The 25004-nt window shown below is 44.4% G+C and carries 20 protein-coding genes; 10 read left to right on the forward strand and 10 right to left on the reverse strand.

Features of this window, described 5'->3' with window-relative positions; genetic code table 11:
- Positions 1 to 9: 9 nt before the first annotated feature.
- The 5 genes from ccmE to ccmA all read right to left on the reverse strand — a co-directional run bounded on the left by ccmE (position 10) and on the right by ccmA (position 3488).
- On the reverse strand, positions 10 to 510 hold the full coding sequence (gene ccmE, locus IEE84_RS11140; protein ID WP_191114215.1) for a cytochrome c maturation protein CcmE: 501 nt from the start codon (positions 508 to 510) through the stop codon (positions 10 to 12).
- A gap of 243 nt (positions 511 to 753) precedes the next feature.
- The gene (ccmD, locus tag IEE84_RS11145) at positions 754 to 975 is read right to left on the reverse strand and encodes a heme exporter protein CcmD (RefSeq protein WP_057761592.1); all 222 of its coding nucleotides are present in this window, start codon (positions 973 to 975) and stop codon (positions 754 to 756) included.
- 16 nt (positions 976 to 991) lie between these two features.
- A complete protein-coding gene (gene ccmC / locus IEE84_RS11150) occupies positions 992 to 1780 on the reverse strand; it encodes a heme ABC transporter permease CcmC (protein ID WP_057761594.1) in 789 nt (262 codons plus the stop codon).
- A 286-nt stretch (positions 1781 to 2066) separates the two neighbouring features.
- Positions 2067 to 2774: a heme exporter protein CcmB gene (locus IEE84_RS11155; protein ID WP_160023583.1), complete on the reverse strand. Its 708-nt coding sequence runs from the start codon at positions 2772 to 2774 to the stop codon at positions 2067 to 2069.
- An 84-nt stretch (positions 2775 to 2858) separates the two neighbouring features.
- Positions 2859 to 3488, reverse strand: coding sequence for a heme ABC exporter ATP-binding protein CcmA (gene ccmA / locus IEE84_RS11160; RefSeq protein ID WP_191114216.1), 630 nt, complete (start codon positions 3486 to 3488; stop codon positions 2859 to 2861).
- A 162-nt stretch (positions 3489 to 3650) separates the two neighbouring features.
- Here ccmA and IEE84_RS11165 point away from each other — a divergent pair, with 162 nt between their 5' ends.
- From IEE84_RS11165 to IEE84_RS11175, 3 genes are all read left to right on the forward strand, one after another.
- Positions 3651 to 4760, forward strand: a complete 1110-nt coding sequence (locus IEE84_RS11165; RefSeq protein WP_191114217.1) for a hypothetical protein — start codon at positions 3651 to 3653, stop codon at positions 4758 to 4760.
- A 30-nt stretch (positions 4761 to 4790) separates the two neighbouring features.
- Entirely contained in the window at positions 4791 to 5618 is an 828-nt protein-coding gene (locus IEE84_RS11170; protein WP_191114218.1) for a type III secretion system chaperone family protein, read from the forward strand.
- A 145-nt stretch (positions 5619 to 5763) separates the two neighbouring features.
- Positions 5764 to 6678 carry a histone deacetylase family protein gene (locus IEE84_RS11175; RefSeq protein WP_191114219.1) on the forward strand — a complete coding sequence of 305 codons (915 nt, stop codon included), beginning with the start codon at positions 5764 to 5766 and terminating at the stop codon, positions 6676 to 6678.
- A 58-nt stretch (positions 6679 to 6736) separates the two neighbouring features.
- Here the strand turns inward: IEE84_RS11175 and IEE84_RS11180 are convergent, their stop codons facing one another.
- Positions 6737 to 7519: a sulfite exporter TauE/SafE family protein gene (locus tag IEE84_RS11180; RefSeq protein WP_102091816.1), complete on the reverse strand. Its 783-nt coding sequence runs from the start codon at positions 7517 to 7519 to the stop codon at positions 6737 to 6739.
- Positions 7520 to 7599: 80 nt separating this feature from the next.
- A complete protein-coding gene (coaBC, locus tag IEE84_RS11185) occupies positions 7600 to 9003 on the reverse strand; it encodes a bifunctional phosphopantothenoylcysteine decarboxylase/phosphopantothenate--cysteine ligase CoaBC (protein ID WP_191114220.1) in 1404 nt (467 codons plus the stop codon).
- Between the two features lie 128 nt (positions 9004 to 9131).
- On the opposite strand from coaBC, the gene radC reads away from it, so the two are divergent.
- The 3 genes from radC (at position 9132) to IEE84_RS11200 (ending at position 14974) form a co-directional block, all read left to right on the forward strand.
- Positions 9132 to 9815 carry a RadC family protein gene (radC, locus tag IEE84_RS11190; RefSeq protein ID WP_102094064.1) on the forward strand — a complete coding sequence of 228 codons (684 nt, stop codon included), beginning with the start codon at positions 9132 to 9134 and terminating at the stop codon, positions 9813 to 9815.
- A 337-nt stretch (positions 9816 to 10152) separates the two neighbouring features.
- Positions 10153 to 13083, forward strand: a complete 2931-nt coding sequence (locus IEE84_RS11195; protein ID WP_191114221.1) for an acyl-CoA dehydrogenase — start codon at positions 10153 to 10155, stop codon at positions 13081 to 13083.
- A 514-nt stretch (positions 13084 to 13597) separates the two neighbouring features.
- The gene (locus tag IEE84_RS11200; protein ID WP_057761609.1) at positions 13598 to 14974 is read left to right on the forward strand and encodes a dicarboxylate/amino acid:cation symporter; all 1377 of its coding nucleotides are present in this window, start codon (positions 13598 to 13600) and stop codon (positions 14972 to 14974) included.
- A 121-nt stretch (positions 14975 to 15095) separates the two neighbouring features.
- Here IEE84_RS11200 and IEE84_RS11205 read toward each other — a convergent pair whose 3' ends face one another.
- Positions 15096 to 15851 carry a TSUP family transporter gene (locus IEE84_RS11205; protein WP_057761611.1) on the reverse strand — a complete coding sequence of 252 codons (756 nt, stop codon included), beginning with the start codon at positions 15849 to 15851 and terminating at the stop codon, positions 15096 to 15098.
- A 464-nt stretch (positions 15852 to 16315) separates the two neighbouring features.
- Between IEE84_RS11205 and nhaA the strand changes: the two genes are divergently transcribed.
- The 3 genes from nhaA to IEE84_RS11220 all read left to right on the forward strand — a co-directional run bounded on the left by nhaA (position 16316) and on the right by IEE84_RS11220 (position 19787).
- On the forward strand, positions 16316 to 17518 hold the full coding sequence (gene nhaA / locus IEE84_RS11210; protein ID WP_191114222.1) for a Na+/H+ antiporter NhaA: 1203 nt from the start codon (positions 16316 to 16318) through the stop codon (positions 17516 to 17518).
- A gap of 200 nt (positions 17519 to 17718) precedes the next feature.
- Positions 17719 to 18321 carry a DUF2799 domain-containing protein gene (locus IEE84_RS11215; protein WP_191114223.1) on the forward strand — a complete coding sequence of 201 codons (603 nt, stop codon included), beginning with the start codon at positions 17719 to 17721 and terminating at the stop codon, positions 18319 to 18321.
- Between the two features lie 77 nt (positions 18322 to 18398).
- The gene (locus IEE84_RS11220) at positions 18399 to 19787 is read left to right on the forward strand and encodes an oxygenase MpaB family protein (RefSeq protein WP_191114224.1); all 1389 of its coding nucleotides are present in this window, start codon (positions 18399 to 18401) and stop codon (positions 19785 to 19787) included.
- Positions 19788 to 19919: 132 nt separating this feature from the next.
- On the opposite strand, the gene IEE84_RS11225 is transcribed toward IEE84_RS11220, so the two are convergent.
- A complete protein-coding gene (locus IEE84_RS11225) occupies positions 19920 to 20654 on the reverse strand; it encodes an NUDIX hydrolase (protein ID WP_191114225.1) in 735 nt (244 codons plus the stop codon).
- Positions 20655 to 21226: 572 nt separating this feature from the next.
- Between IEE84_RS11225 and IEE84_RS11230 the strand changes: the two genes are divergently transcribed.
- Entirely contained in the window at positions 21227 to 21790 is a 564-nt protein-coding gene (locus IEE84_RS11230; protein ID WP_102091805.1) for an NUDIX hydrolase, read from the forward strand.
- Between the two features lie 82 nt (positions 21791 to 21872).
- Here IEE84_RS11230 and IEE84_RS11235 read toward each other — a convergent pair whose 3' ends face one another.
- Positions 21873 to 24938 (reverse strand): insulinase family protein, encoded by a 3066-nt coding sequence (locus tag IEE84_RS11235; RefSeq protein WP_191114226.1) that lies wholly within the window; start codon positions 24936 to 24938, stop codon positions 21873 to 21875.
- Between the last annotated feature and the right edge of the window lie 66 nt (positions 24939 to 25004).

Below are 25004 nucleotides of genomic sequence, written 5' to 3' on the forward strand. Positions count from 1 at the left end.
TCACAATCATTACTGTTGTAGCGTTTCGGTCTCATGAATCTTCTCAGCAGGATTGTACTGTTCAGAAGTAGGTATCGCTCCGCTGCGATTATTTTCTTTCATAGATTTAGCAACTTCTGGTGGCATATAGTTTTCGTCATGCTTAGCCAGTACTTCACCAGCGACGAAAGTATCGCCTTGCATTTTACCCGTGGCCACGACACCTGAGTTTTCAGCAAATAAATCTGGCAGAATACCTTGGTAAGTCACTGGCACGGTTGATTGAAAATCAGTAATCGCAAACTCAACATTTAATGGATTGTCTGCTGCACGCTGCACACTACCGGCAACCACCATACCACCAGCACGAATACGTTTGTCTTGAGGCGCTTCACCTTGGGCAATAGCGGTTGCATCAAAGTAGTAGTCAGTTTGCTGCCCGATGGCATAGATAACCAACATAACTGCTATTGCTGCACCTGCCAGCGTAAACATAACCCACGTCAGTTTTTTCCGACGAACTGCATTCATACCACTACCCCATTAATGAGTCACTGTTTTATAAACCATAATCAATCTATAAAGCAGAAAAATTTGAAGAAACCACCATTAGAAAAACGTTCTAAAAATGTCTTTCTAATCGTACTCTTCTAATCGCTATATGGTAGCATTTTTCAGATAAATCAATAAGCCTCATCACTGCCTATAAGGTCATATTTTTGTCAGTGTAAGGATACGGCTCCTTACGCTAAAACCATGATATTAAGATGATTTTTATTCCGCTTGTTTAGTTACAGGCGTTGAGGTTTTGGTGGTTCGCTGTGCTTGTCGCGCTTGCTGGATTGTCAGCTGTTTAATAAGTGACTGTCGTTGTTTGCGGCTATAGATAATAAACGCCAACATCACGCCGATCGTTATCGCCCAGCACGACCACACAAAAACCCCATGCTTACCCATGGCGAAAAACTCAGATACGCTATAAAAGTAAGGCTGCATAGTATTTTCCTAGCCGTTATTTGTGTTGACCACGAATGTATTCTTTAACCCACGCTTTGCCTTGATCACGGTATAAAATCAGCGTGTTGGTACGATAAATCGCTAATGTCGCAACCAGTAAATAGCTGCCAATAATCATCAGTAGCAAAGGCATCCACATATCTGCCGACATCTTCGGCGCGGCTGTCAAACTAAAGGTCGCGCCTTGATGCAAGGTATTCCACCACTCTACTGAGTACTTGATAATAGGTAGGTTCACTGCACCCACAATAGATAAAATAGCGGCCGCTTTACCGCGATTGGCCGTATGCTCAAAAGCAGCAAACAGTGCCATCACGCCCGCGTATAGAAACGCTAATATCAACATTGACGTAAGGCGTGCGTCCCATACCCAGTAAGTACCCCATGTTGGCTTTGCCCAGATAGAGCCGGTAAGCAAACTAATGACACATAGCAAAAAGCCCATTGGGGCAAGTGCCTGCGCGACCAAACTGGCCGTCTTAATCTTCCATACCAAATAGATCACCCCCAAGACTGCGAGAGAAAAATAGATAGAAATGGCAAGACTGGCCGCTGGAACATGGATAAAGATAATGCGATAGCTATTGCCCTGAAGATAATCAGGCGGCGCAAAAGCGAGGCCCCATACGCTACCAATGAGCAAACAGAGACTGGCCAATATCGCTAACCACTTAACCCAAGGGCTAAAGATACGAAAAAACTGCTTGGTACCCACAGTGGTCAAGAAACCCTGCCAAATGCGCTGCCACAAGCTAGGGGATGAGACGTTATTCAGGTTGGGCATGGGAAGAAACCTATTACACAGCTTACTGGCTATAAATGATGCGGTCTACCAAAGCACCACTATCAACTCACCTGCTGGCGTTAAACACTGGATAGAATCTACAAAGAGCTGTTTACGTATTCAATTGACTATTATAGCAAAATTGCCAGTTTTCACCACGATGTTAATACATGTGATGCAGATAACTAAATTTCGATGACTGGATTTAGATGGCCAGGTTTAGATAACTGGGTTTAGTTAATCAAATTTCGACAACTGGACTTTAGGATTGCAACAAGCAAATCGTTTAATTAAGCCATGACATTTTTAAAGTTGTAGCAATCACCCATGGCATAACTAGGACAGAAACAATACTTCCTGCTAGTAATAAGGCTAGAATAGGCAAACCGTTCAGCCCAGAGGCAAATAAATCAACCGCACCTGTAGCAAAAATCAATACTGGCAACTGCATCGGTAAAGCAATCAAAGGCACCAATACTGCCCCATTCTTTAACGATAGCGTCAAGCTACTGGCAATCGCGGATAGCATTAGGAGCATTGGGCTACCTGTCACGATAGAAGCCATTAATATCCACGCTTCAAACCAACTAAGCTGAAATAAAGGCACGGCAAGCAAGCTAAGCGCTGCCACAATACCACTGCTAAAAATCCAATGAATGACCAGTCTAATCAGCACCCATAGCGGTAGTGACGCTTTGGCCACGACCAATTGCGCAAGCGTACCATTATCAAGCGCAGGCTTGAATAATCCATCAACGCCCATTACCAATGACAGCAACGCAGCAATCCACACTGCTGATACGCCCAGACGCTGCAATAGCGCAGGCTCACTACCGACTGCCAGCGGAAACAAAGTAATAATCACTAAGAACAATACTAATGGATACAACCATTGCACCGCTCCTTGCTGCTTGACTTGCCATTCGCGCCGCCATAGCTGCAGGAAGCCAATACTGCGAGGCACTGCGACAATAGCATTTGGACTTTTATTCATGGCTGCTACTGACCCTACTTGTATTGGACTGTCTGTCATTATTTGACCTTGCACATATATTAATGGTACTGATATCAATCAAACTTATACCATGTAATCTGACAAATCGAGCACTTGATTGGCGACACCGACTGTTTGATGGCTGGTCATTAGTATCGACCCGCCAGCCTGTGCAAAATCGCATAACCGCGCTTCCATACGTGCCACCATATCGACATCTAGCGCAGTGAAAGGCTCATCAAGTAACCAGAGCGGTGTCACATCAGGAGTTAGTAGGTACAATCGCGCCAACGTGATGCGCCGCGTTTGCCCAGCGGACAGATGACTTGAGCTGATCGTTTCAAACCCTTGTAGCCCAACCCATGTGAGTGCATCGTCAATATCAGCAGCGCTTGGCGTGATGCCATATAAGTTCAGTAGAAACGTCAGGTTTTGTGCCACTGTCAGATTCGGATGAATGCCTAACTTGTGCGAGACATATAAAGGCTGGATGGGCAGGCACGATTGTCCTTGATAAGTAACTTCACCTGACAAAACAGGTAACAATCCAGCCAACTGCATGAGTAACGTGGTCTTTCCCGTCCCATTTGCCCCGATTAGATGGCAAATACTACCTGCAGATAGCTGCAACGCAACTCCTTCGCACAGCGGTATCTCACCGCGCTGAACCGTCAGCTCCTCAAGTGCAAGTAAAAGCGTATCCAAAACCGTCATCAAAACCTCTGGTTATTTATCAAGCAGCAATCAATATTCATCACAAACAAAGGCAATGTTCGTGGCATAATACCCTATGCTCGCTACAAACACACAGTATAACAAATTGTCGATTACTCTGACTTCAAAAAGTACAACCTCAAAAAATTACGACTTTAAAATATGACTTTAAAACCTATGCCGACTTCACCAGATAGCCAAAAACCTAATACTGCTGCAGAGACTAAAAATGACAACGCAGACACTAACTTGTCAAAAGAGCCATCAGCCAGCCGTTTGACAGTAGATAGCTTGATTGAAGCTCAAGTTAACTTTATGCAGCAGTGGTTGCACAATCAAGCTGAGCCACTAGCGATGGAAGGTTGGCAATGGTTTGGTGCGCAGCCTTTAAGCAAATATATTACCTGTGACCATTTACAGCAGCTGATGAAAGACTGGCTGTTAAATCAGCAGATGACTGAGGTGATGCGTACCGATATCCGTGATATTTTGCACACCATTATTTATCACCCAGTCAATGACAACGTGCCTTTGTCTGAGCTGGTCGATGATGCCCAAGTTGAAACGCTGGCCAACTATATCGGTAGCCATGAGCAGCAGCGCAACATATTGATTCATACGCTGGTCGGTAACGAAACCTTTGCAGATTTATTGACCCAAACACTCTATCACGCTATCAACGACTTTATGGAAAGCACGCTTGATAAAGCAGGTGGCGTTGGTAAATTGATGAAGCTTGGGCGTAGCTCTTTCGAAAAGGCGACCAACAGAAACCTCGATGAAAAACTGCAAACCTACTTGCATCGCAATATCAAAGATTTGACGCGCAAAGCCGAAGCCAATGCCCAAGAACACTTATCAAATGAAGAAGTGGCACGCCTGATGGTAATGGGCTGGGATCGCATCAAAGACCAACCGATTAGCGAGCTACAAACCTACTTAAGCGATGAGCCTGATAATAGTAGCATTGACCATATCGAAGCCAGTATCCAACAAAGCTACAACCGCCTGCGACTGTCACCATATCTGCACAGCTTAGTTTCGGCAAGCATCGACACTTGGTATGCCAATCATCAGTCTGACACGATGGCGACCATCGCAGCGAGTTTGCACATTGACGAAGCGGCCATGAAACAGTGTAGCACTACACTACTGCCTATCGTGTATGATGCTCTTGAGACGCCTTGGTTGACGGCTCATATTCGTGAAATGCTAGCAGCGTTCTATGCACAGCCTGCTATCAAAGAAGGTTTGGCATTCACTCACGATTAATTTATAACCCTTACTTGTCAGCATACTATTATGAGTCAACGCAATAAACTCAGCTTGTGGCAAAAAATCAAACGGTTACTGACTGCTTCCGCACCGCAGTCAGTCGTCGATGCTGCAAGCGAGCAAGGGCGTGCATCACTTGCTGACAGCGAGATTAATAATACAAAAAATATATCGGCTGATATCTCTCTTGAATTAGAGGCGAATCAAGGCAGCGAACAGGATAACCCTCAATCACAAGCGCAAGCACAAGCGCAAACAAATACATCTCAACTCAAAACCGATAACTTAAAAACCGATAGCGCAAATACAGAACCTCAAAACCAAAGTGACACGCCTATCGTCGACTGCTTAAAGCAATACTTCAATGACAAACAATGGCACTACACGCATTATCGACCCAAAACCAACGACAGCCAAAAATCGCATCATTTATCCTTGAGAATGCGTCATAAGCAAATAAACTGTGGCTATCTGTTTCGGGTGCAAGAAAAAAACAAACTATTAGCCATCTACGGCATCTTGCCATTTTTGATACCAGAAACTCATCAAAGTGCCGCGATGCTACTCATCACCCAAATCAACTATGACATGCTAGTCGGTAATCTAGAGATGGATGTCAACGATGGTGAGATACGCTACAAAAATGCTATCGATGTCGAAGCAGTCGGTATAGATAATGAGATTATTGAGCATTTACTACAAAGCGTGGTTGCGATGACTACGGTCGCCAACGAGCTTTTTGGCAACTTGGTTAATAATCAAGACCCTGCCGAAGACATGCAAACGCTACTTGTCGAGCTACGTCAACAGTCAGACGCGCGGACATTCTTTTTACCGACTCAGTTTGTTCAATAGTTCAGTCCGTTCGATAACTCAGTTTGTTCAATAGTTCAGTTCATTCGATGAACTGGTTTTTCAATCAAGCCATAATCTACGATAGCTGATACTTATCCCTTTATTCTTCTATCCAAAAAACCATCAATACTAAGCTAGAAATCTTATGCTAAAAATTGCCTACTCTGACGTCTTTCGCTATTCCGTACCAGAAAAGCACCGCTTCCCCATGCAAAAGTACATTATGATTCCTGAGCGTCTACTGGCAGAAGGCACTATCAGCCAAGATAACTTCTTTGCCCCTGCTCGCTTGAGTGAAGATGAGATTTTGACCACGCATACCGCAGAGTACTGGTATCAGCTTAAAACCCAAACACTGCCGCGCAAGGCTGCTCGTGCTATCGGATTTGAGATGACGCCGCAGTTGGTAGAGCGCGGTCGTTATATTGCTCATGCAACGTATGAGTGCGCGCTATATGCTCAGCAATATGGCGTGGCTATGAATGTTGCAGGCGGCACCCATCACTCTTTTGCTGGTCATGGAGAAGGGTTTTGCGTATTTAATGATGTTTGTATCGCTAGCAACTTACTATTAAATCGTGGACAGGCAAAGAAAATCTTAGTTATCGATTTGGATGTTCATCAAGGCAATGGCAACGCCAGTATCATGGCAGATGAGCCACGCGTTTTTGTCTTTAGCATGCATGGTGCAAAGAACTACCCGTTTCGTAAGCAAGTATCAGACTTAGATATTGAGCTAGACAATGATACCGGTGATGCTGAGTATTTACAGATACTAGAAGATACGCTGCCACGCTTAATCGCTGAAGTTGCGCCAGATATGGTTTTTTATCAGTCTGCTGTCGACGTGCTCGCTACCGATAAGCTCGGCAAACTTGGTTTGACACAAGCAGGATGCAAGGCGCGTGATGAATATGTTCTGCAGCAAGCAAAAGCCGCCAATACCCCTGTCGCTATCGTGATGGGTGGCGGCTACTCAGAAGATATCGAAGATGTGGTCGAAGCGCACTGCAATACCTTTCGTTTGGCACAGCAGATATTTTTTGAGGAATTGGTCTAATAAAATATTGCTGAAAGGTGGAGACGATTCCAGAGTTGGAATGGCTCATACACCCTAGCTATAACAATGCCGTAATGCCTTGCCAGCCAACGCGTATTCCAAGCACGATTAAGATTAATAAAATAAGCTGACGAAAACGCGCTTGCGGTAAATAGCGACGCAAACGGATTCCAACCAAAAGAGTCACTATAGACAGTACACTCAAAAAAGTAATCAGCTGCCACTCACCACTGCTCAGTGCCATGATAGGCTCACGCAACACGATAATTTGAGCAATCTTTCCTAAGAAATAGCACATGTTACCGACTTTGGCGATGGTGTTTTTATCGTCACTAGCAGACAATAAATACATCATCAGGATAGTCGACATCGCATTGGTCGAGCCCCCGATGACGCCTGCACCAAAGCCAACGGCAATCAACATAGGCTTGGTGTTTGGTAGACGGATTTGTTTGCCGAGTAAACTACTCACAACGTAGAAGGCAATGACCGCGGCCAACAATAAGAGGATATAAGCGCTATCAACCCATAGCAATAGTTTCGCACCTAAAATGCTACCTAGTAAGCTAGTAAGCGCAAGCAACCAATAGCGTCTGCCATAGTAGATAAAGTTTTGCCAAATGGTGCGTTCACCGCCTACTAGCCACGTCATCACATTAACGACTAGCGAGGGGAAAATCACTAACACAATGGCGTGTTGCAATGGGTACATACTAGCAAGAGCAGTGGTCGTCACTAGCGTTGCCCCAAGTCCGCTAATACCATGCAGCAGTGAGGCAAGCGCAAAAATGACCGTCAGCACTAGCATCTGAGTGCTATCGTTACCAGCTATATTCATCATATCGGTCACACCGTTTTAGGCTTAGCGTCTGTATCTACACACTATCTACATGCTAGCTATCAGATTTAGCGCCTGTAGCTCTAACTATCTTTACGTTGACCAATTGCTTGACCGATGATGCTAGCTAGTTGCTCAGCAATTTTATCTTTACTGGTCTTCTCAAGTGTTACCGCGTCACGCTCATAGCGCTCAGAGAAAAACACCTGCATCGCATTGTCATCACTAGCAAAACCAATATCTGCACGTGAGACATCATTGCAAGCAATCATATCCAAATCTTTTGCGACCAATTTACCACGGGCATAACGCTCGACATCTTGCGTTTCTGCTGCAAAGCCAACGACAAATAGCTCTGGATGTGCAAGAGAAATCGTCGCTAGAATATCAGGGTTTTTAACCAGACTGAGCGTCATGGCATCTTGTGTCTTTTTAATTTTTTGCGGTGCGGCTTCTTCCGTACGATAATCTGCCACGGCGGCGGTCGCAATAAAGATATCTGCTTTCATAAATTGGTTGTCATCATAAGACTGTAGCGAGTCATTATTGTCATTATGGTCGCTTACATCATCATCACCGCAACCACAGTCGCCATGATGGTGTTCGTGAGTATGGGAATGACTATGATCGTGCTCATGATAATGGTCATGCTCATCTTCAAGGACAAATTGAAGCTCGCTATGCGTACCTTCCACACATTGCTGCGCGGCTACCAGCATATCTTCGGCAGACAGCACATCGATTCGTGTGACATTAAGCGGCGTGGGCAATGCCACTTTACCACCAGCGATTAAGACAACGTCTGCACCAGCAGCCACGCAGGCACGTGCCAATGCAAAGCCCATTTTTCCTGAAGAGTGATTAGACAAATAACGCACAGGGTCAATCGCTTCTACCGTTGGACCTGCGGTAATGACCACTCTTTTGCCTGCCAGCAATTGCGGCGTCGTATTCATCGCTATGAATAGTAACACCTCATCTAATAATTGCTCAGGCTCAGGCAATCGCCCTGCTCCGACATCACCGCACGCTTGCTCACCACTAGCTGGCTGGATAATTTGATAATTCATATCACGCAATGTTTGCACGTTTAGGTTGACTGCTGGATGCGCCCACATCTGCTGATTCATGGCAGGAGCAATAATAACGGGCGCTGTAGTGGCAAGGCACACTGTGGTCAATAGATCATCAGCCATACCCATGGCCAGACGCGCAAGCGTGTTGGCTGAAGCAGGTGCAATCACGATTAAGTCGGCCCACTTAGCCAGCTCAATATGTCCCATGCCTGCCTCGGCTTGCTCGTCGAGTAACGAGACATGCACTTCGTTACCCGTCAACGCTTGTAGCGTCAGCGGTGTGATAAATGCTTGTGCGCCTGTCGTCATGATAACGCGCACATCAAAGCCTGCCTTGACTAACAAGCGGGCAAATATAGCAGATTTATAAGCGGCAATACCGCCAGTAATAGCAAGCACAATATTGGACATAAGCGTGGCATCAACAAAAAAGTGAAAAGATAAAATTGCGCTTATAGTAACAATTATGAGATAAATTGGGTAAGATTTTCCGTATCTATCTCAGATAACGAGTATCAACCCATTTTCAAGGAGTGACAATGGCGATCAAAGACTGGCATGAGGATGACAGGCCACGCGAAAAACTTTTAAAGTTTGGTGCAGCTCATTTGTCTGATGCCGAGATACTGGCCATATTTTTGCGTACGGGTACTCAGTCTCAATCAGCGATTGAATTAGCGCGGCATTTGATTGATCAGTTTGGTAGTTTAGCCGAGCTATTGGCCGCCCCTCAAAAGACGGTTCTTGCCTGTCATGGTATTGGCCCTGCAAAGTACGCCCAAATATTAGCCTCACTTGAGATGGGTACGCGTTATCTGGACAGTCAACTCAAAACTGGGCAAGCACTAGGACGTTCACAAGCAGTCAAAGACTATATCAGCACCCAGTTGCGCGGCGAGCACCGTGAAGTATTTGCGGTACTCTGTCTGGATAATGCCCTAAATCTTTTAAACTTCGAGATATTATTTACAGGTGGCATCTCATCATGCTCGGTATGCATCAAGCACGTACTTCGGCATGCACTAAGCCATGCTGCTAGCCAACTTATCATCGCGCATAATCATCCTCATACCGATGCCAAGCCATCGACCGCTGATAACTTATTGACCTATGAGCTAAAAAAAGCCTGCGACCTATTAGATATCTCGCTTGTCGATCACATTATCGTTGGACGAAACGATACTTTGTCTTATGCCGAAAGCTGCCTTGCCCCTTTTGGCTAGTTTTCGATAATAGCTAGCTACGTGTTTCGACTAGACATATGACTAGCCTGCAAACAATTATGTTTGATACATATCATCGACAGAGCGTAGCATTTTGGCTCTTGATAGTTATCGACAACTGTTTCATATTAGTAGCCATTCTTGCCATTTATTTGTCAATTACTTACTAGACCGTTAATACTAGTACTTAAGAGATGTAGAACCGAGCATTTATGGATTAACAAATCATTCGATTTACTTGTAAGACAGTGAGTGGCAAGACAAAAAATAATTATAGTTAGCTCTTTCATTCATATACTTTTCGCATTTTTTATTCAGCGCTTTAAAGGAGATAGTCATGGCAATTGGCTTGTTTATTTTGGCAGTCATCATTCAGTTAGCCGTGGTCTTGGCCATCTTTTTGTTGTCCTTATCACGGGTAACCGGTAGCATCGTCGCCCTGATTACGGTTATCGTTACCGCAATTATCAGCCCATGGTCGCTCATTCTGGGTATACCAATGGCGCTACTGTGTTTGGTCTTACTCGTTGCACCGCTTCGCCAATCGTTAATTACTAAGCCCGTCTATAAGGCGTTGGGCGGTGCGATGCCGAGTATGAGTGATACAGAGCGTGAAGCGCTTGATGCGGGTACTAGTTGGTGGGAAAAAGAGTTGTTCATGGGTGCGCCGAACTGGGATACCTTTGCCAATTATCCTTATCCGCAGCTTTCAGAAGAAGAGCAGAGTTTCATCGATAATGAAGTAGAGACCTTATGTGCCATGCTCGATGAATGGCAAATCCAACATGAAGATAAAGATTTATCACCTGAAGCATGGCAATTCATCAAAAGTAATGGTTTCTTAGGTTTAATCATTCCAAAAGAATTTGGCGGCTTAGAATTTAGCTCTTATGCGCAAAGCCGTGTAATGAGTAAAATCGCTTCGCGCTCGCCAACTGCCGCTGTGACCTGTATGGTTCCCAACTCGCTCGGCCCTGGTGAGCTACTGATGCATTATGGTACGGACGAGCAAAAGCAGCGCTGGTTGCCAGGTCTTGCAAAAGGTGACGAAGTGCCTTGCTTTGGTTTAACTGGCCCTGAAGCCGGCTCTGATGCAGGCGCGATTCCTGATACAGGTGTGGTCTGTTACGGTATGCACGAAGGCGAGCAAATGCTTGGCCTACGCATGAACTTCTCTAAACGCTGGATTACTTTGGCACCTGTCGCCACTGTCGTTGGTTTAGCATTCAAAATGCACGATCCTGAAGGTCTGCTTGGTAATCCTAAAAAAACCGATTATGGCATTACTTGTGCCCTCGTTCCAGCTAACCACGAAGGTGTCGTAACAGGGCCACGTCATAATCCAATCGGCTCGCCATTTATGAATGGTACGGTTGATGGTAAAGATGTCTTTATTCCATTAGATTACATCATCGGCGGTGTTGAGAACGCTGGTCGCGGCTGGCGTATGCTGATGGAATGCTTGGGCGTTGGACGTGGTATCTCTCTGCCAGCTCTATCGACATCAGCCAGTGAAATGACTTACCTATCTGTCGGTGCATTCGCCAAAGTTCGCGAACAGTTCAAGATATCAGTAGGTAAATTTGAAGGTGTACAAGACGCTACTAGCCGTATGGCGAGTAACACTTATATGTTAGAAGCGTTCCGACATTTGGTCACTTGCGGATTAAACCAAGGTGGTACGCCCTCAGTCATGACTGCCATGGCAAAATACTATGCGACTGAAACCATGCGTAGCGTCGTCAACGACGGTATGGATGTGGTCGGTGGTCGTGCTGTGCAAATGGGTCCGCGTAATTTCTTAGCGACACCTTATCAAGCGATTCCTGTTTCTATCACGGTTGAAGGCGCCAACATTTTGACCCGCTCGCTCATGATCTTTGGTCAAGGTGCGATGCGTTGTCATCCTTATTTATTCGACGAGCTTCAGTTACTACAAAGCGAAGACAAAGCGGCTGCTACTGAAAAGTTTGATACCCTTTTCTTTAAGCATTTGGGCTACACGTTTAACCGTGGTGCAAAAGCCTTTGTCGCAGGTTACATCGGTGGTAGCGATAAGGCGCCGAGTTTCGCAGATGCTTTTACCCGTCCCTATTACAAACACATTAACCGTTTAAGTGCGAGCTTTGCCCTAACTGCTGACATGGCATTAGGACTATTAGCAGGAGATTTAAAGCGTAAAGAGATGCTCTCTGGTCGTTTAGCAGATATTCATAGTCATCTATTTATTGCGACTGCTATTTTGCAGTTCTATGAGCATGGTAGTAAGTCAGAGTCTGAGCGACTGCATGCCGAAGTTGCGCTACAAAACAGTTTGTATACGATTCAAGAAGCCTTTGTGTCATTCTTTGCCAACTTCCCGAATCGTATGGCAGCCAATGTGGTTAGCTTTGTGACTTTCCCAAGTGGACGTATCTTTACTCCAGCAAGCGATGAGCTGAAACGCCAGTTGGGTGATACTTTCATAGATGATTTTGCAGCCAACCCGTTCCGCGATTATCTTAAAACCATGGTTTATTACAATACCGATGCAGACGATGTAACTGGTCGTATGGAGCATGCTTATCAGACGTTGGTCGAAATCGAACCATTGTGGCAGAAGTTCAAAAAGGCAGAGCATCAAGACAGCTTTGAAGGTCTAACCTTTGAAGACCATGTGGTACACGCCAGTCAAAATGGCGGCATTACCGAAGAAGAAGCAGAAGTTCTGATTCAGTATAACGCCATGCGTTTTGATTCGTTATTGACTGATACGTTTGACGAGCATCTATCGGAAGCGCTAGAACGTGATAATCCACATGCGCTTGAAAATGCAGTTCATCAACTGACTGATTATGCACAGCTAAAAAGACAAGCGCAGAGTAAAAACGGTATCGCTGTGGATACCGATGCAGCTGACGTTGAGGAGCTAGCCACTAACGAACCAACTATTAACGATCTAGACAGTACTGCAAATACAGACGACCATACTGGCGATGCCAATCCTAATCATGGTTATGAAAGTGATGGCGATGTAGAGTTGGTCAGTGAGCAAGATACTGTCAAAGAAGTAAATTCTCAGACAGATTTTGAAGAGTCAGAGCCTGAGATAGAGGCGCTCGATCATCGCCATCGTGATGCTGAATCACATCTTAACGAGCGTATGGGCAATAATCACAATCGTCATATTGCACCACCTGATGAGATAAATGCTGAAGCAAGTGATAATGATATCAACCCTTTAGAACGCCAATCACCTCTATCACGCGAAGAAGACGATAAGGTTTAATAATTTATTCTGTTTCTAACATTAGCATTAGAAACTAAATATTATTAGATTTATAGTAAAACTTTTACTTTTTATTAGCCGGATTATCTATAAACGATAGTCTGGCTTTTTTTGGTCTATTGAAAACCTTAAGCTTAATTAATCATATTCCTTCCTTTGCATTTTGATAATTTAAAATCAACGGTTTGATATCAATAGTTTGACATATTTGCTTACCCTAAAAACTCTTTCATGAATATTTTGTTTCATATGGGAAACAAACCGTTTAGAATAAATATTGACTATATTATGGGCACATAGTTGTAACGAGGAATGTACATTTAGAATAAAATCAGAAAAAAATCTTGCAGTGCCCTTAGCTATTCTTTTATATTGTCCACGAAAATGTGACATCGAGCGACAATCACGGGAACTTAATAGTCATAACAAGCTTTGTAGTAAGGCTGATAAGTACAATCATGTTGGCTAATGAACACTTACTATAAAGCTGTTATGCACACAAAGGATATGAATTATGTGGAAGAATTTGGGACTGACGGGCAAGATCATTGTTGCCATGGTGCTCGGTATTGGACTGGGCCTATTTCTAAACTACTCAGGATTGAACGGCGAAGGTGGCTTTGTTAACACTTACATCACCAATGGCTTCCTTGCCATTGTTGGTAAACTATTTGTCAACTCGCTAAAAATGTTGGTCGTACCTTTGGTGCTTATCTCACTGATTTGCGGTGTATGCGGTATTGGTGATATTCGCCTACTTGGACGTATTGGTACCAAAACGTTCATTATTTATATGATAACCACTGCACTCGCTATTGCGACTGCGATTGGTCTTGGCTCGCTATTCGGTATCGGTAAAGGCATGAATATCGGAACGGAAGCCGAGTTTGAAGCTGCGTCAGCGCCGCCTCTACTAGATGTGTTCTCTAACATTATCCCATCGAACCCCATCAGCGCGATGGCAAATGGCGATATGTTATCGATCATCTTCTTTGCTATTTTGATCGGTGTCAGTATCTTGATGGTAGGCAAACCTGCCAAAGGCTTAGTGCAGAGCCTAGAGCTTATCAACGAAGTCATCTTAAAGATGGTCACGATCATCATGAACCTTGCACCATATGGTGTATTTGCGCTATTGACCAAAGCAATGGCAGAGCTAGGTTTAGACTTGATTTGGTCACTACTGGGTTATGTCGCGGTATTGGTCGGTTCATTGGCCTTCCACTTCTTTGTCACCATGATGATTGTACTTAAAGTATCTTCAGGCCTGTCTATCAAGACGTTCTTGGCAAAAATGCGTGAAGTACAGATCTTTGCTTTTAGTACCTCAAGCTCGAACGCGACGATTCCTATTACCTTGCGTACGGTTACCAAACGTATGGGTGTGAACAACTCAGTTGCGTCGTTCACTGTTCCTTTTGGTGCTACCATCAATATGGATGGTACGGCTATCATGCAGGGTACTGCGACCATCTTTATTGCCAACATTTACGGCATTGATTTGGGCGTGACTGAATACTTAACCGTCATCTTGATGTCAGTACTGGCGTCTGTTGGTACGGCTGGTGTGCCTGGTGTTGGTCTAATCATGCTATCTATGGTATTTGCTCAAGTGGGTCTACCAATCGAAGGTATCGGTCTAATCTTGGGTGTGGATCGTATCCTTGATATGTTACGTACTGCTGTAAACGTCGGTGGTGACGCTGCTGTTACTACTATCGTGGCAAAATCAGAAGGCAAAATGGATCTGGCTATTTACAATGATCCTAACGCTGGTGCAAAAGATGTATTTGATGGTCATATCGATGAAGACAATGAGCGTGAGTTCTCTGAAGTCTTTAGTGATGGCATCATGGGTAGTGAATACGATGATGTTGATCGTCGCCGCTAACCCACGCTTGTTAGATAGAAGTGCATAAAATAAAAAAACCTCAGTCAAATTGGCTGAGGTTTTTTTTTATGATTAATAACCAGTAAATAACAATGGTTGATACGGTTCTATCAATGGCTAATTAGCCAAACACATATTTGGTCAACATCGCCAGACAGACCAATACAATTACTGGACGAATCAATTTGCTACCGCCTTTAACCACCATATGTGAGCCAAAATAGGCACCGATGGTTTGTCCAACCATCATCGCTAGCCCCACTTTCCACAGTACGTTGCCACCCAAAATAAAGAATATTAACGAGCCAATATTGGTCGATAAATTCAATACTTTAGCCGCGCCTGTTGCTTCGATAATTTGACGACCCCGTAATGCCACATTGCCAAGCGCAAAAAACATACCAGTACCTGGACCAATATAACCATCATAAAAACCAATCAACGGTGCCACGACTTTTTGCCATTTGCCCTCTGAGATACGTGGTGCAGCCTCTACTTCACCCAATCTAGGGGCAAATAACGTATAAATACCGATAGCAGCGATTAAAAATGGAATGACCTTTTCAAGCAAGTCAGGTGGTGACATCTGTACAGCGATAGTGCCGATAACGGAGCCAATAAAAGCGGCGATGATAGCTACTTTGATACGTTGCGGTTTGACGACCCCTTTCCTAATCATAGTAATAGACGCAGCTAATGCGCCTGATGCCGCTTGTAGTTTATTGGTACCAAGCGTCAATACTGGTGGGATATTGGCCAGTAGCATGGCCGGGATGGTCAACAACCCGCCGCCGCCAGCGATAGCATCAATAAATCCTGCCAATGCGGCCACCGCAGTAAGCATTAAAATAATCTCTAACGAGAAAGTTAAGTCCATGACACTGACCTGCAAAATATGATAAGAAGAGAAAAGGAGTTCTGAGACAAGGCTAAAATGTCGTTATCGATAAGCTGACAGCTTACCAGTGCTAGCAAAAGAAATAATGACACGTCGCACAGCGCTGCTCATTATAAAGATAAAACCGTAAAAAAAGCCAAAAACGTAACAAAGTCTGCTAAATTTGTCTAATAACGTTCCGAATATGCTCAGCCAAATAGCGACTTATTAAAAAGATGTAACGACTTACAACTATTGTGCTCGTCAAATCCTCTTTATAATATTGCTATTGTGAATATAAAAAAGTAGACCGTTGGCACTGGCTCAACGTATTTTGTTGTCTATATTGATAAGAGTATGAGAAACTGTTTCTGTCTATTTGCTACCTCAAAATTATAGGTAGCGCAGACATTGATGGATATTTGAGGTTATTTAGTAAATTGTATTTAGCGAATGAGGATGATATGGCAATACGAAGGATTAAAGCATTTTTTGAATTTGAGGCAGCAGGCGGTATCGTCTTAGCATTGGCTGCCATTGCTGCAATGATCATTGCCAACTCCCCTCTTAATGTTTGGTATGAAGGTTTTATTCATGCACCAGTCGCCATTCAGATTGGTGAGTTTGCGATTGCCAAAGACGCTCATCACTGGATCAATGATGGTCTGATGGCGGTTTTCTTTTTCTTGGTTGGATTAGAGCTTAAGCGTGAAGTACTCATCGGTGAGCTGTCCAACGTCAAGCAGATAATACTGCCAGCAGGTGCCGCACTTGGCGGTATGGTTATGCCGGCGATTGTCTATCTGCTCTTTAACTACAATGAGCCTGAGTTTTGGAAAGGCTGGGCCATTCCTGCTGCGACAGATATTGCCTTTGCACTCGGTATTTTGAGCCTCTTAGGTAATCGCGTACCAAACTCCCTAAAGGTTTTCTTAGTCTCTATTGCTATCTTCGATGACATTGGCGCGATTCTGATTATCGCTTTATTTTATACCAGTGAGCTGTCGTTAGAGTCATTAGCAGTAGCTGGTCTATGTTTACCGTTCTTATATGTTCTTAATCGCCGTAACGTTACCAACATCACGCCCTATCTACTCATCGGTCTGATCATGTGGATTGCCGTACTCAAGTCTGGTATCCATGCAACATTGGCAGGTGTGGTATTAGCACTGTTTATCCCGATGTTCGACCGTACTGATCCTGAGCACTCTCCGCTTGAAGAGCTAGAGCACGATTTACACAATACCGTCGCCTTTGGTATTTTACCAATCTTTGCTTTTGCCAACTCGGGTATCTCTCTCGAAGGCGCAGGTTTTGCTGAGTTATTCCACTCAGTGCCGCTAGGTATTGCCGCTGGTTTGTTTATTGGTAAGCAGTTAGGCGTTATGTTCATGTGCTGGCTAATCTTTAAGCTTGGTATCTCAACCATGCCAAAAGGTATGGACTATAAGCAAATCTACGGTGCAGCTCTATTGTGCGGTGTTGGTTTTACCATGAGTTTATTTATCGGTGGTTTGGCGTTCGCTGGCGACACCACTATGTTTGATGAGCGTTTGGGTATTATTATGGGTTCAATCGTCTCTGGTATCGCAGGTTACATCATGTTGAAAATGAGCTTGAAAGACAATGCTAGTGGTACATCGGTCGACTTGACTCGCCCGCATTAATGAAACGTAGAGTGGCTTATAGTGGTACTGCTTAATATTGTTCCCACTTATAAGCTGCTCTATTTTATTTGTATGTACGTTATCAGGGTATTTATAAGTGACCTAGCAATCAATGACAAGACTACATAACGTGATTGATTGCTAGCGTTATTTATTTATGTTCATAGTTATTATAGTTATCACAGCTATCGGAGCTAACCATGTACCGACCTATATACCATGCTGTACGTCAACTGGCATTAGGGTTATCTGTTTTCGGTAGTATCTATCTGCTAGCAAGCTGTGCAACACTCTCCAAGCAAGAATGTCTCATCGGTGACTGGCAAGCTATCGGCTATAACGATGGCGTGGCAGGTTACCATTCAGATCGCTTAGCATCTCATACAAAAGCTTGTGCCAAAGCTAGCGTCGCACCTGACTACCAGGCATGGGAACGCGGTCGTAAAATTGGTCTGCAACAGTACTGCACCATCAATAATGCCTATAACATTGGTAGACGTGGTCGTCAGTTGAACAACGTTTGCCCGATCACTATGGCCAACACATTGCAAGCGGCTAATCAAAAAGGGCTAGATTATTACGCCTTAGACAGTCAGTTAGACAAAGACAATCGCCTCCTAGATACTTATCAATCAGAATTCGATAAGTTAGAAAACGGTGACATGCTAGATTTTGCTAATGAAAAAGAAGCCCGTGCACGGCTGCTATCTCTATCTGATGAGATTCGTGATACTAAACGCCGTATCCGAATAACACAGCAGCAATTAGATTCATTGAACCAATCCAGTAGTTTTTATAAATGATTGTGATGCGAAGCTATCGCAATGCAAGTTTTACGTTCTAAGGCATGTCCTCACTCCGAGAATGGTACTTGATAACTATGGATAAAAAAATCATCAATACGGCAAGTACTCCAACTGACAAACCTGACTTTCCATCATCGAACGCTCCATCATCGAACGCTCCATCATCGAACGCTTATCAGCGTCATGGACGTACCACTGCTATCGATGACCACAGCGATTTGCAGGTTTTAAAACGCATTAAACGTTATCTATTACCAAAAGACTTTACGATCTCGCCTGCTCTACTTGATGAGATCGTGGCAGGTTACGATATTGGCGATCCGATTGCAGACGCGCTAGCCGCTCAAAGCATAAAATTTGCGAAGCCTTTACAGCATACTATTCTAGTCGATAGTTCAAATAATAAACTTACGAATAATGACCTTGCAACCAATCCATCATTTAACGCGCTCACTGAACAATTTAGCAGCCATCCTGACTGGTTCGACCCAAAGCTTGCCCAAATAGGTGCGATTGCCTATCGGCGATATCCGTTGATGCTCATTTGGCTATTGCGTAACGTTGCTCTAATGGCAGGCTATAGCATCCCTGCCCTATCACTGCCGCTCATTCAGACGGGCGCACTGATGCATGATGCACTACCGCGACTGATGCGTACTTATGCCTATATCTTGGCTGTGTCTGAACACCCCTCATCTAATGTGAGCACACGCAATCAAAACAAACCTATCGAGCAAGTACTAGCCATTGGTTCTGAGGGCTGGCGACAATCTATCCAAGTACGTCAGATACATACCTTGGTACGGCAAAACTTATTAAAAGGGAAAGGCAATGCTGCTACAGGCGTGATACCAAATGCCGAGCAACATCATAACCCTGACGGCAGTTGGAATACTGACTATTGGGGCATCCCTATCAATCAAACCGATATGATTGCCACCCATTTGCAGTTCTCGTTACTGATTATGCGCGGTCTACGACTACTGGGCGCACGTATTAGCACAGAAGAAGCTGAAGGTATCCTGCATCTATGGAACCTTGCCAGTTATTGGATGGGTGTTGATTTAGATCGCTTACCAAAAGATGAGGCCGCGTGTTGGGAATGGCTCTATACCTATCTATCGATACAGCAGCTAGACTTTAAGATGGGTCAGCCACTAGCAAAAGCATTGCATGATTTACCGCGTCAGCTGATGGGTGAAGACAATCGCCGTGGACGTTTTGTTGAAATGGTCAACGCCAGTGTCACCCGCACTTTGGTCGGTGATGATATAGGCGATGGGCTGGACTTACCAAAATCAAAGATACGCTTTGGCGTGTTGTCTTCGGTGCCGATTCTTTTTGCACTTGATACTGCAAGGCAGCATAATGCATCCGTTGCTCATAAGCTAGAAGCATTCCGTGCCAAGCGCCAAGACAATATGAACTGGTGGTTGAAAAAGAACGATGATTATTATAAGTAGATGACCATAGTCATTCCACTATAAAAGCATTACTGCGTTAACCTCGCTTGAAGTATCACATATACATCTACACTCGGTTGCCTTGTACTACTTTTAAATTGCATCGACTATATTATAAATAGATAACATATATCAGCGTTTGTTTTCGACGCGGTAATACCATTCGAGCTGTCGATCAAACCCTGTTTCTAATAGGTTGGCAATTACCCGTCCTGTTAGTCCCCATACTGTCTCACCATCGACCTGCCAGCTCGGCGTCAGTATGGTAGCCATTTGCTCCTGCATCTTATACTCAATTTCATACTCTACCGTTGGTTGAGTGACTAACGATTCTAAATCTGCCCAAAAGATACGGGATATTTCTCCCGCTTCAGGTACGAGTACCAGACCAGGAGCGATGAGTGCCACGATTGGGCGTACGCTCATACCACTTTTTGAAGTTTGGATGGGTAGCTGACCAAGCAACTGGACTTTATTGGGTGGTAGTGCTGTTTCTTCACAGGCTTCACGCAATGCAGTAACGACATTATTACCATCGCCTACCTCGTACTTACCCCCGGCACAGGAGACCTCCCCCGCATGACTGTTCATATGGGCAGCTCGGCGTGTTAATAATAATTTAGGTCTGCGCTCATGAGTAATAGCGACCAGTATTGATGCATCGGCAATCGGTGTCTGATATAGGCTGTCTAATACACGGCTACTATAAGAGGCGTTATGAGCTTCGTACATCGCTGGACTTGTCAACGCATTTAAGGTCTCATGTTGCACTCGCTCAGCTAATTGACGAAGCGTCGGATGACGAATAAAAGTAGGTACAGCAACTGACAGGTTATCGAAGCTTATAGCCTCCGGTGGGAATAACATTATAATTGCCCTATATTTTTATCGTTATTAAGCGGTACAAACAGCATCTTTCTTATTTTCTATTATTAAAATCGCGACTAGTAAATAAAACCAACAATCTTTTTATTTGTCTCGGCCACGCGCCTTGTCAGCGGCTTTGATATCAATAATTACTGAACACTCACTAGACTAGCGCAATATAATAGTGGCTGCATGCTATTTATGTGACTGATTCATTGCTTATCAATGCTCAATAACGGCCTTGTTGACCAATAACAGTAAGCCTATCTGTGAAATGATGCGTTACTGTTATCGTGATTCTGTCCGTCGATAATATGTGCTATCTTAAGACAATAGCTGCTCTTTAGAATAATATCTTATATAGTCGATCTTATATAAGTCAGGTACGTTTAAGTCAGATGCATTTAAGTTAGGTTTATTGTCAGGTTCACTCAGTTTACTGCTTGTCGCACTTACCTTACCGTCCTTGTATCTAACTTATCTCGAAACGACGACAGCAGCACTTCAGAATATAGGTCTTATAACCTATAAAAAACATCATACACAATAACTTTTATAACAAGGTAGTTGATATGCGCTATTGCCTCCAATGCGGTCATGAAGCAGAACGAAAAATCCCACCTACGGACAATATGCCGCGTTTGGTATGCCCCAATTGCCACTATATCCACTACGAAAACCCAAAAGTTATCTGTGGCTCGCTGGTGGTACATGAAAATAGAGTACTACTCTGCCGCCGAGCGATTGAGCCACAATATGGGCTATGGACGATACCTGCAGGTTTTATGGAAAATGGCGAGACCATGGCTGAAGGCGCAGCACGCGAGAGCTATGAAGAAGCAGATGCCATCGTATTGAATCCGCATTTATACTGCATTTATGACTTGCCAGATATTGGGCAGATTTACTCTATCTATCTGGCCGATCTAAAAGATGGCGCGTATGGTATTGGCTCAGAAAGTCTCGACTGTGCACTGTTTAGCGAAGAAGATATCCCATGGGATACACTGGCGTTTGAAGCCATTCGCCGTACTTTAAAAAGCTACTTTGCTGATCGTAAGCAATATAACGAGTTGTCAGAATTTCCGATTCATCAAGACAAAATTGGCAAAGATTTGAGTATCAAACGATATTAGTCAATTACCTAACTGCAAAAAGCCAAGCATGATGCTTGGCTTTTTTGTGCTTAACTTCTAATCAAAAACAAACCTAACTGTCTTAGCTCTTAATTCTACATACTTCAAAGCCTAGGCCTTTTACTGCCTCTTCTTTGTCATAAGGCGCTAGTACTGCACGTACATGCTTTTGCCCTTGCAGATATTGCTTAGCAACGCGCTGCAAATCAGCGACCGTGACGGCCAATATCGACGCACGCATTTTACGCTGCCAGTCAACACCGCGATGATGCAGGTTTGCAAAGCACGCTTTGATCGCCTCACCTGCAGGAGAGCCCGGCTTATCCATACCTGAGATAATACCTAAGATAGCTTCTTCCAATTGCTCATCGGTTTGTGGCTCGTTTAATAGCCATTCGATACTGGCGTCAAAGTGAGCAAAGGTCTCAGCGCATTGTGGATCACGATAGCTAAAGAACTTAAAAGCACAAGCGTTGGCATCGTAACCTGCGCCGCCACCATAGGCACCGCCGCGCTCACGAATCGCACTGTGCAAATAACCGTTACGTAAGTAAGGCGCTAATACCATGAGTGCAGCGGTATCAGGATGGTCAGCAGCAGGTACAGTATAAGCACTAGCGTTATGATAGACATTGGTTGGTACTAACCATGCTAAATCTGCAGCCTCGAGCGCTGCCCCATTTTCTAATGCTTTGACTGTATCAGTCGCACCATTTAACGCAGTATCTAATTGCAGGTTTGCAAACTCACTTGGGATATTTGCTGCCACGTTCGTTAGCTCATTAGGAGCCGTCGTCGCTTGGCTGTCTTTCCAGCTATCAACGATTAAGCTACTCAAGCGTTCGGCTTGCTCTGCTTCACAGATAATAACGGCATGCTTAGGCAAACTGATCAGACGTTGATGTAAATCCATCAAGCTCGTAGCCAGTTGATCCCATTGCACGTCGTCAGTGCTAGCATGTGCCAAGAAATCCTTAAGTGCGTTCAATGCTGGTAAACCGCTGCGCACATATTCCAACTGCGCTTGGCGACTCATACCGCGACTGGCGGTTTGCATGGCGTAAGAGTGACCAGACCCTGCAAGGTTTGACTGCCAACCTGCTTGACGCTGTTGCAAGATTTCTTTGATACGGTCATGCTCAGAAAAGATACTGTGTTCCATGACTTCTTTGAGTAAATCAATCGCTTCAGGCTTACGATTCAGCGCACGCGTTGCCACGACAAAATAACTGCTAATCTCTTGGCTGTCATCAACGTTGGTACGTTGACTAATACGAGCGGTCACACCAGAAGAATGCGCGGCCTGCTTGGCTTGCATCTCATGAGCACTAAGCGAGTCAGTACCTAGCTCAGACAATAGACTTAAATAAATAGGCAACAATGGATGATTGATTACATCATTGACTGGTAGCTCATCTGCGCTCGCATTACCAATTGCTTCAGTGAGTGGAACAATCACTTGATAGTAGTAAATGCCATTAGTGCCAGCTTCATACTCAAATAGCGTGCTGTCTTGCCCGCTCAGACGCACCTGCTTTTGGGTGCCTTCTTTAAAGCTGATATCCGTTGGTACGTCTTCTAGACCCACTTTTGGTAATAAGCTTAAATCATCTGGCGCAGCTTGACGCGCAGCCAAATCTAAGGCTTGTTGCTTCAAGATAGCTTTGTCATCAGCAGTCAAGTCCATTGCGATAGTATCCAAACGAGTCTGCTCAGCTGCTGCCAAACGGGCTGTTTTTTCGCTATCAGGCGTCATCGTTACGCGTACACGATGCTGATTGTCCAATAGATGCGTCTTAATCAAGTTCGGTAGCCATTGCGGATCAACGACTTGCTCACGTAGCCACTGTAGGTGCTCGTCTACTTCCCAAACATCGATAGGGTTGCCGTCATGAATGGCGGTACTAAAGCCCTCTAGCATAAGGTTTAGACCATAAGGAATGCTATCGCCGCCGATATGACGCTGATCAATCTCAATCTGATGCAGAATGGTTTCGATTGTCTCATCATCAACTGGTGAATTGGCTACTTCGGTTAGCAAGTCGATAATACCTTGCTCTACCGCTTCGGCGTGCTCAGGGTTAGAACCGCGTAGACCCGTATAAAAGACCATTTCATAATGGCTGTCATCAAGACCCAATAGTGGACTTGGCGCTTTACCTAGTGGATGACTGTCAAGATAAGCACGCAATGGCGAGCCTGCATGCTCAATCAATACGCCTTCTAATAGACGTAGTGCCAAACGCTGCTTAGGATCGGTAATTGATGGTAGTAACCAAGCAACCACGTGATGCGTCTGATCTGGGCCTGCTTCGTCAGCAGTGTAAGTATCAACCGCACTGATTGGTGCAGACAAACGTTGCTCTGGACGCGATACATGCTTTTTGCCTGCTTCAAACTGAATCAAAGCATCTTCGTGTATCTTCGCTTGCGTTTCAGCAACAGGGATATTACCGAAGCTCATAATCACACTGTTTGACGGATGATAATGGCTCTGGTGAAACTCGGTCAACTCAGTGTGCGTCAAGTCAGGAATATCGGCAGGATCACCGCCTGAATTATAATGATAGGTCGTCGTTGGGAATAGATGATGAGCAACCGTATGATATAGCTGATCAATCTCGCCACTCATCGCGCCTTTCATTTCATTAAAAACGATACCTTTAAACTGCGGCTTGTCATTTTCATCAAGCTCCACGCGAATGCCTTCTTGGGCAAAATCGAGCGGATGGATATTCGGGAAAAACGAGGCGTCTAGATAGACAGCGAGCAAATTAAAGTAGTCATTTTTGTTTTGCGTCGCGTATGGATAGGCCGTCCAATCAGCTGCGGTCATCGCATTCATAAACGTGTTTAATGAGCGTTTAATCATTGAAAAGAACGGATCACGTACTGGGAACTTGTTCGAACCACATAGTGCCACGTGCTCTAAGACATGTGCCTCGCCTTTTGAATCCATTGGCTGGGTGCGAAAACCGACCAAAAACGCATTTTCATCACTTGGATGGGCCAGATGATAATGCATCGCTCCTGTTTTTACATGCTGACTGATCAGCACATCCATCGATAGCGCCTCAATATGGCGATGCTCAATCAGCTCAAATGCTGGATGCAAGGTTAAATCAGCAGTAAATGGCGTGTCCGTCATAGTTATCCTTATCGCTTATCATGCGTATAGTGCCCTGACTGTCAGGGAAAATAGAGTAATAAATTG

Origin of the sequence: Psychrobacter sp. 28M-43, from assembly GCF_014770435.1 — a bacterium.
Taxonomy (GTDB): Bacteria; Pseudomonadota; Gammaproteobacteria; order Pseudomonadales; family Moraxellaceae; genus Psychrobacter.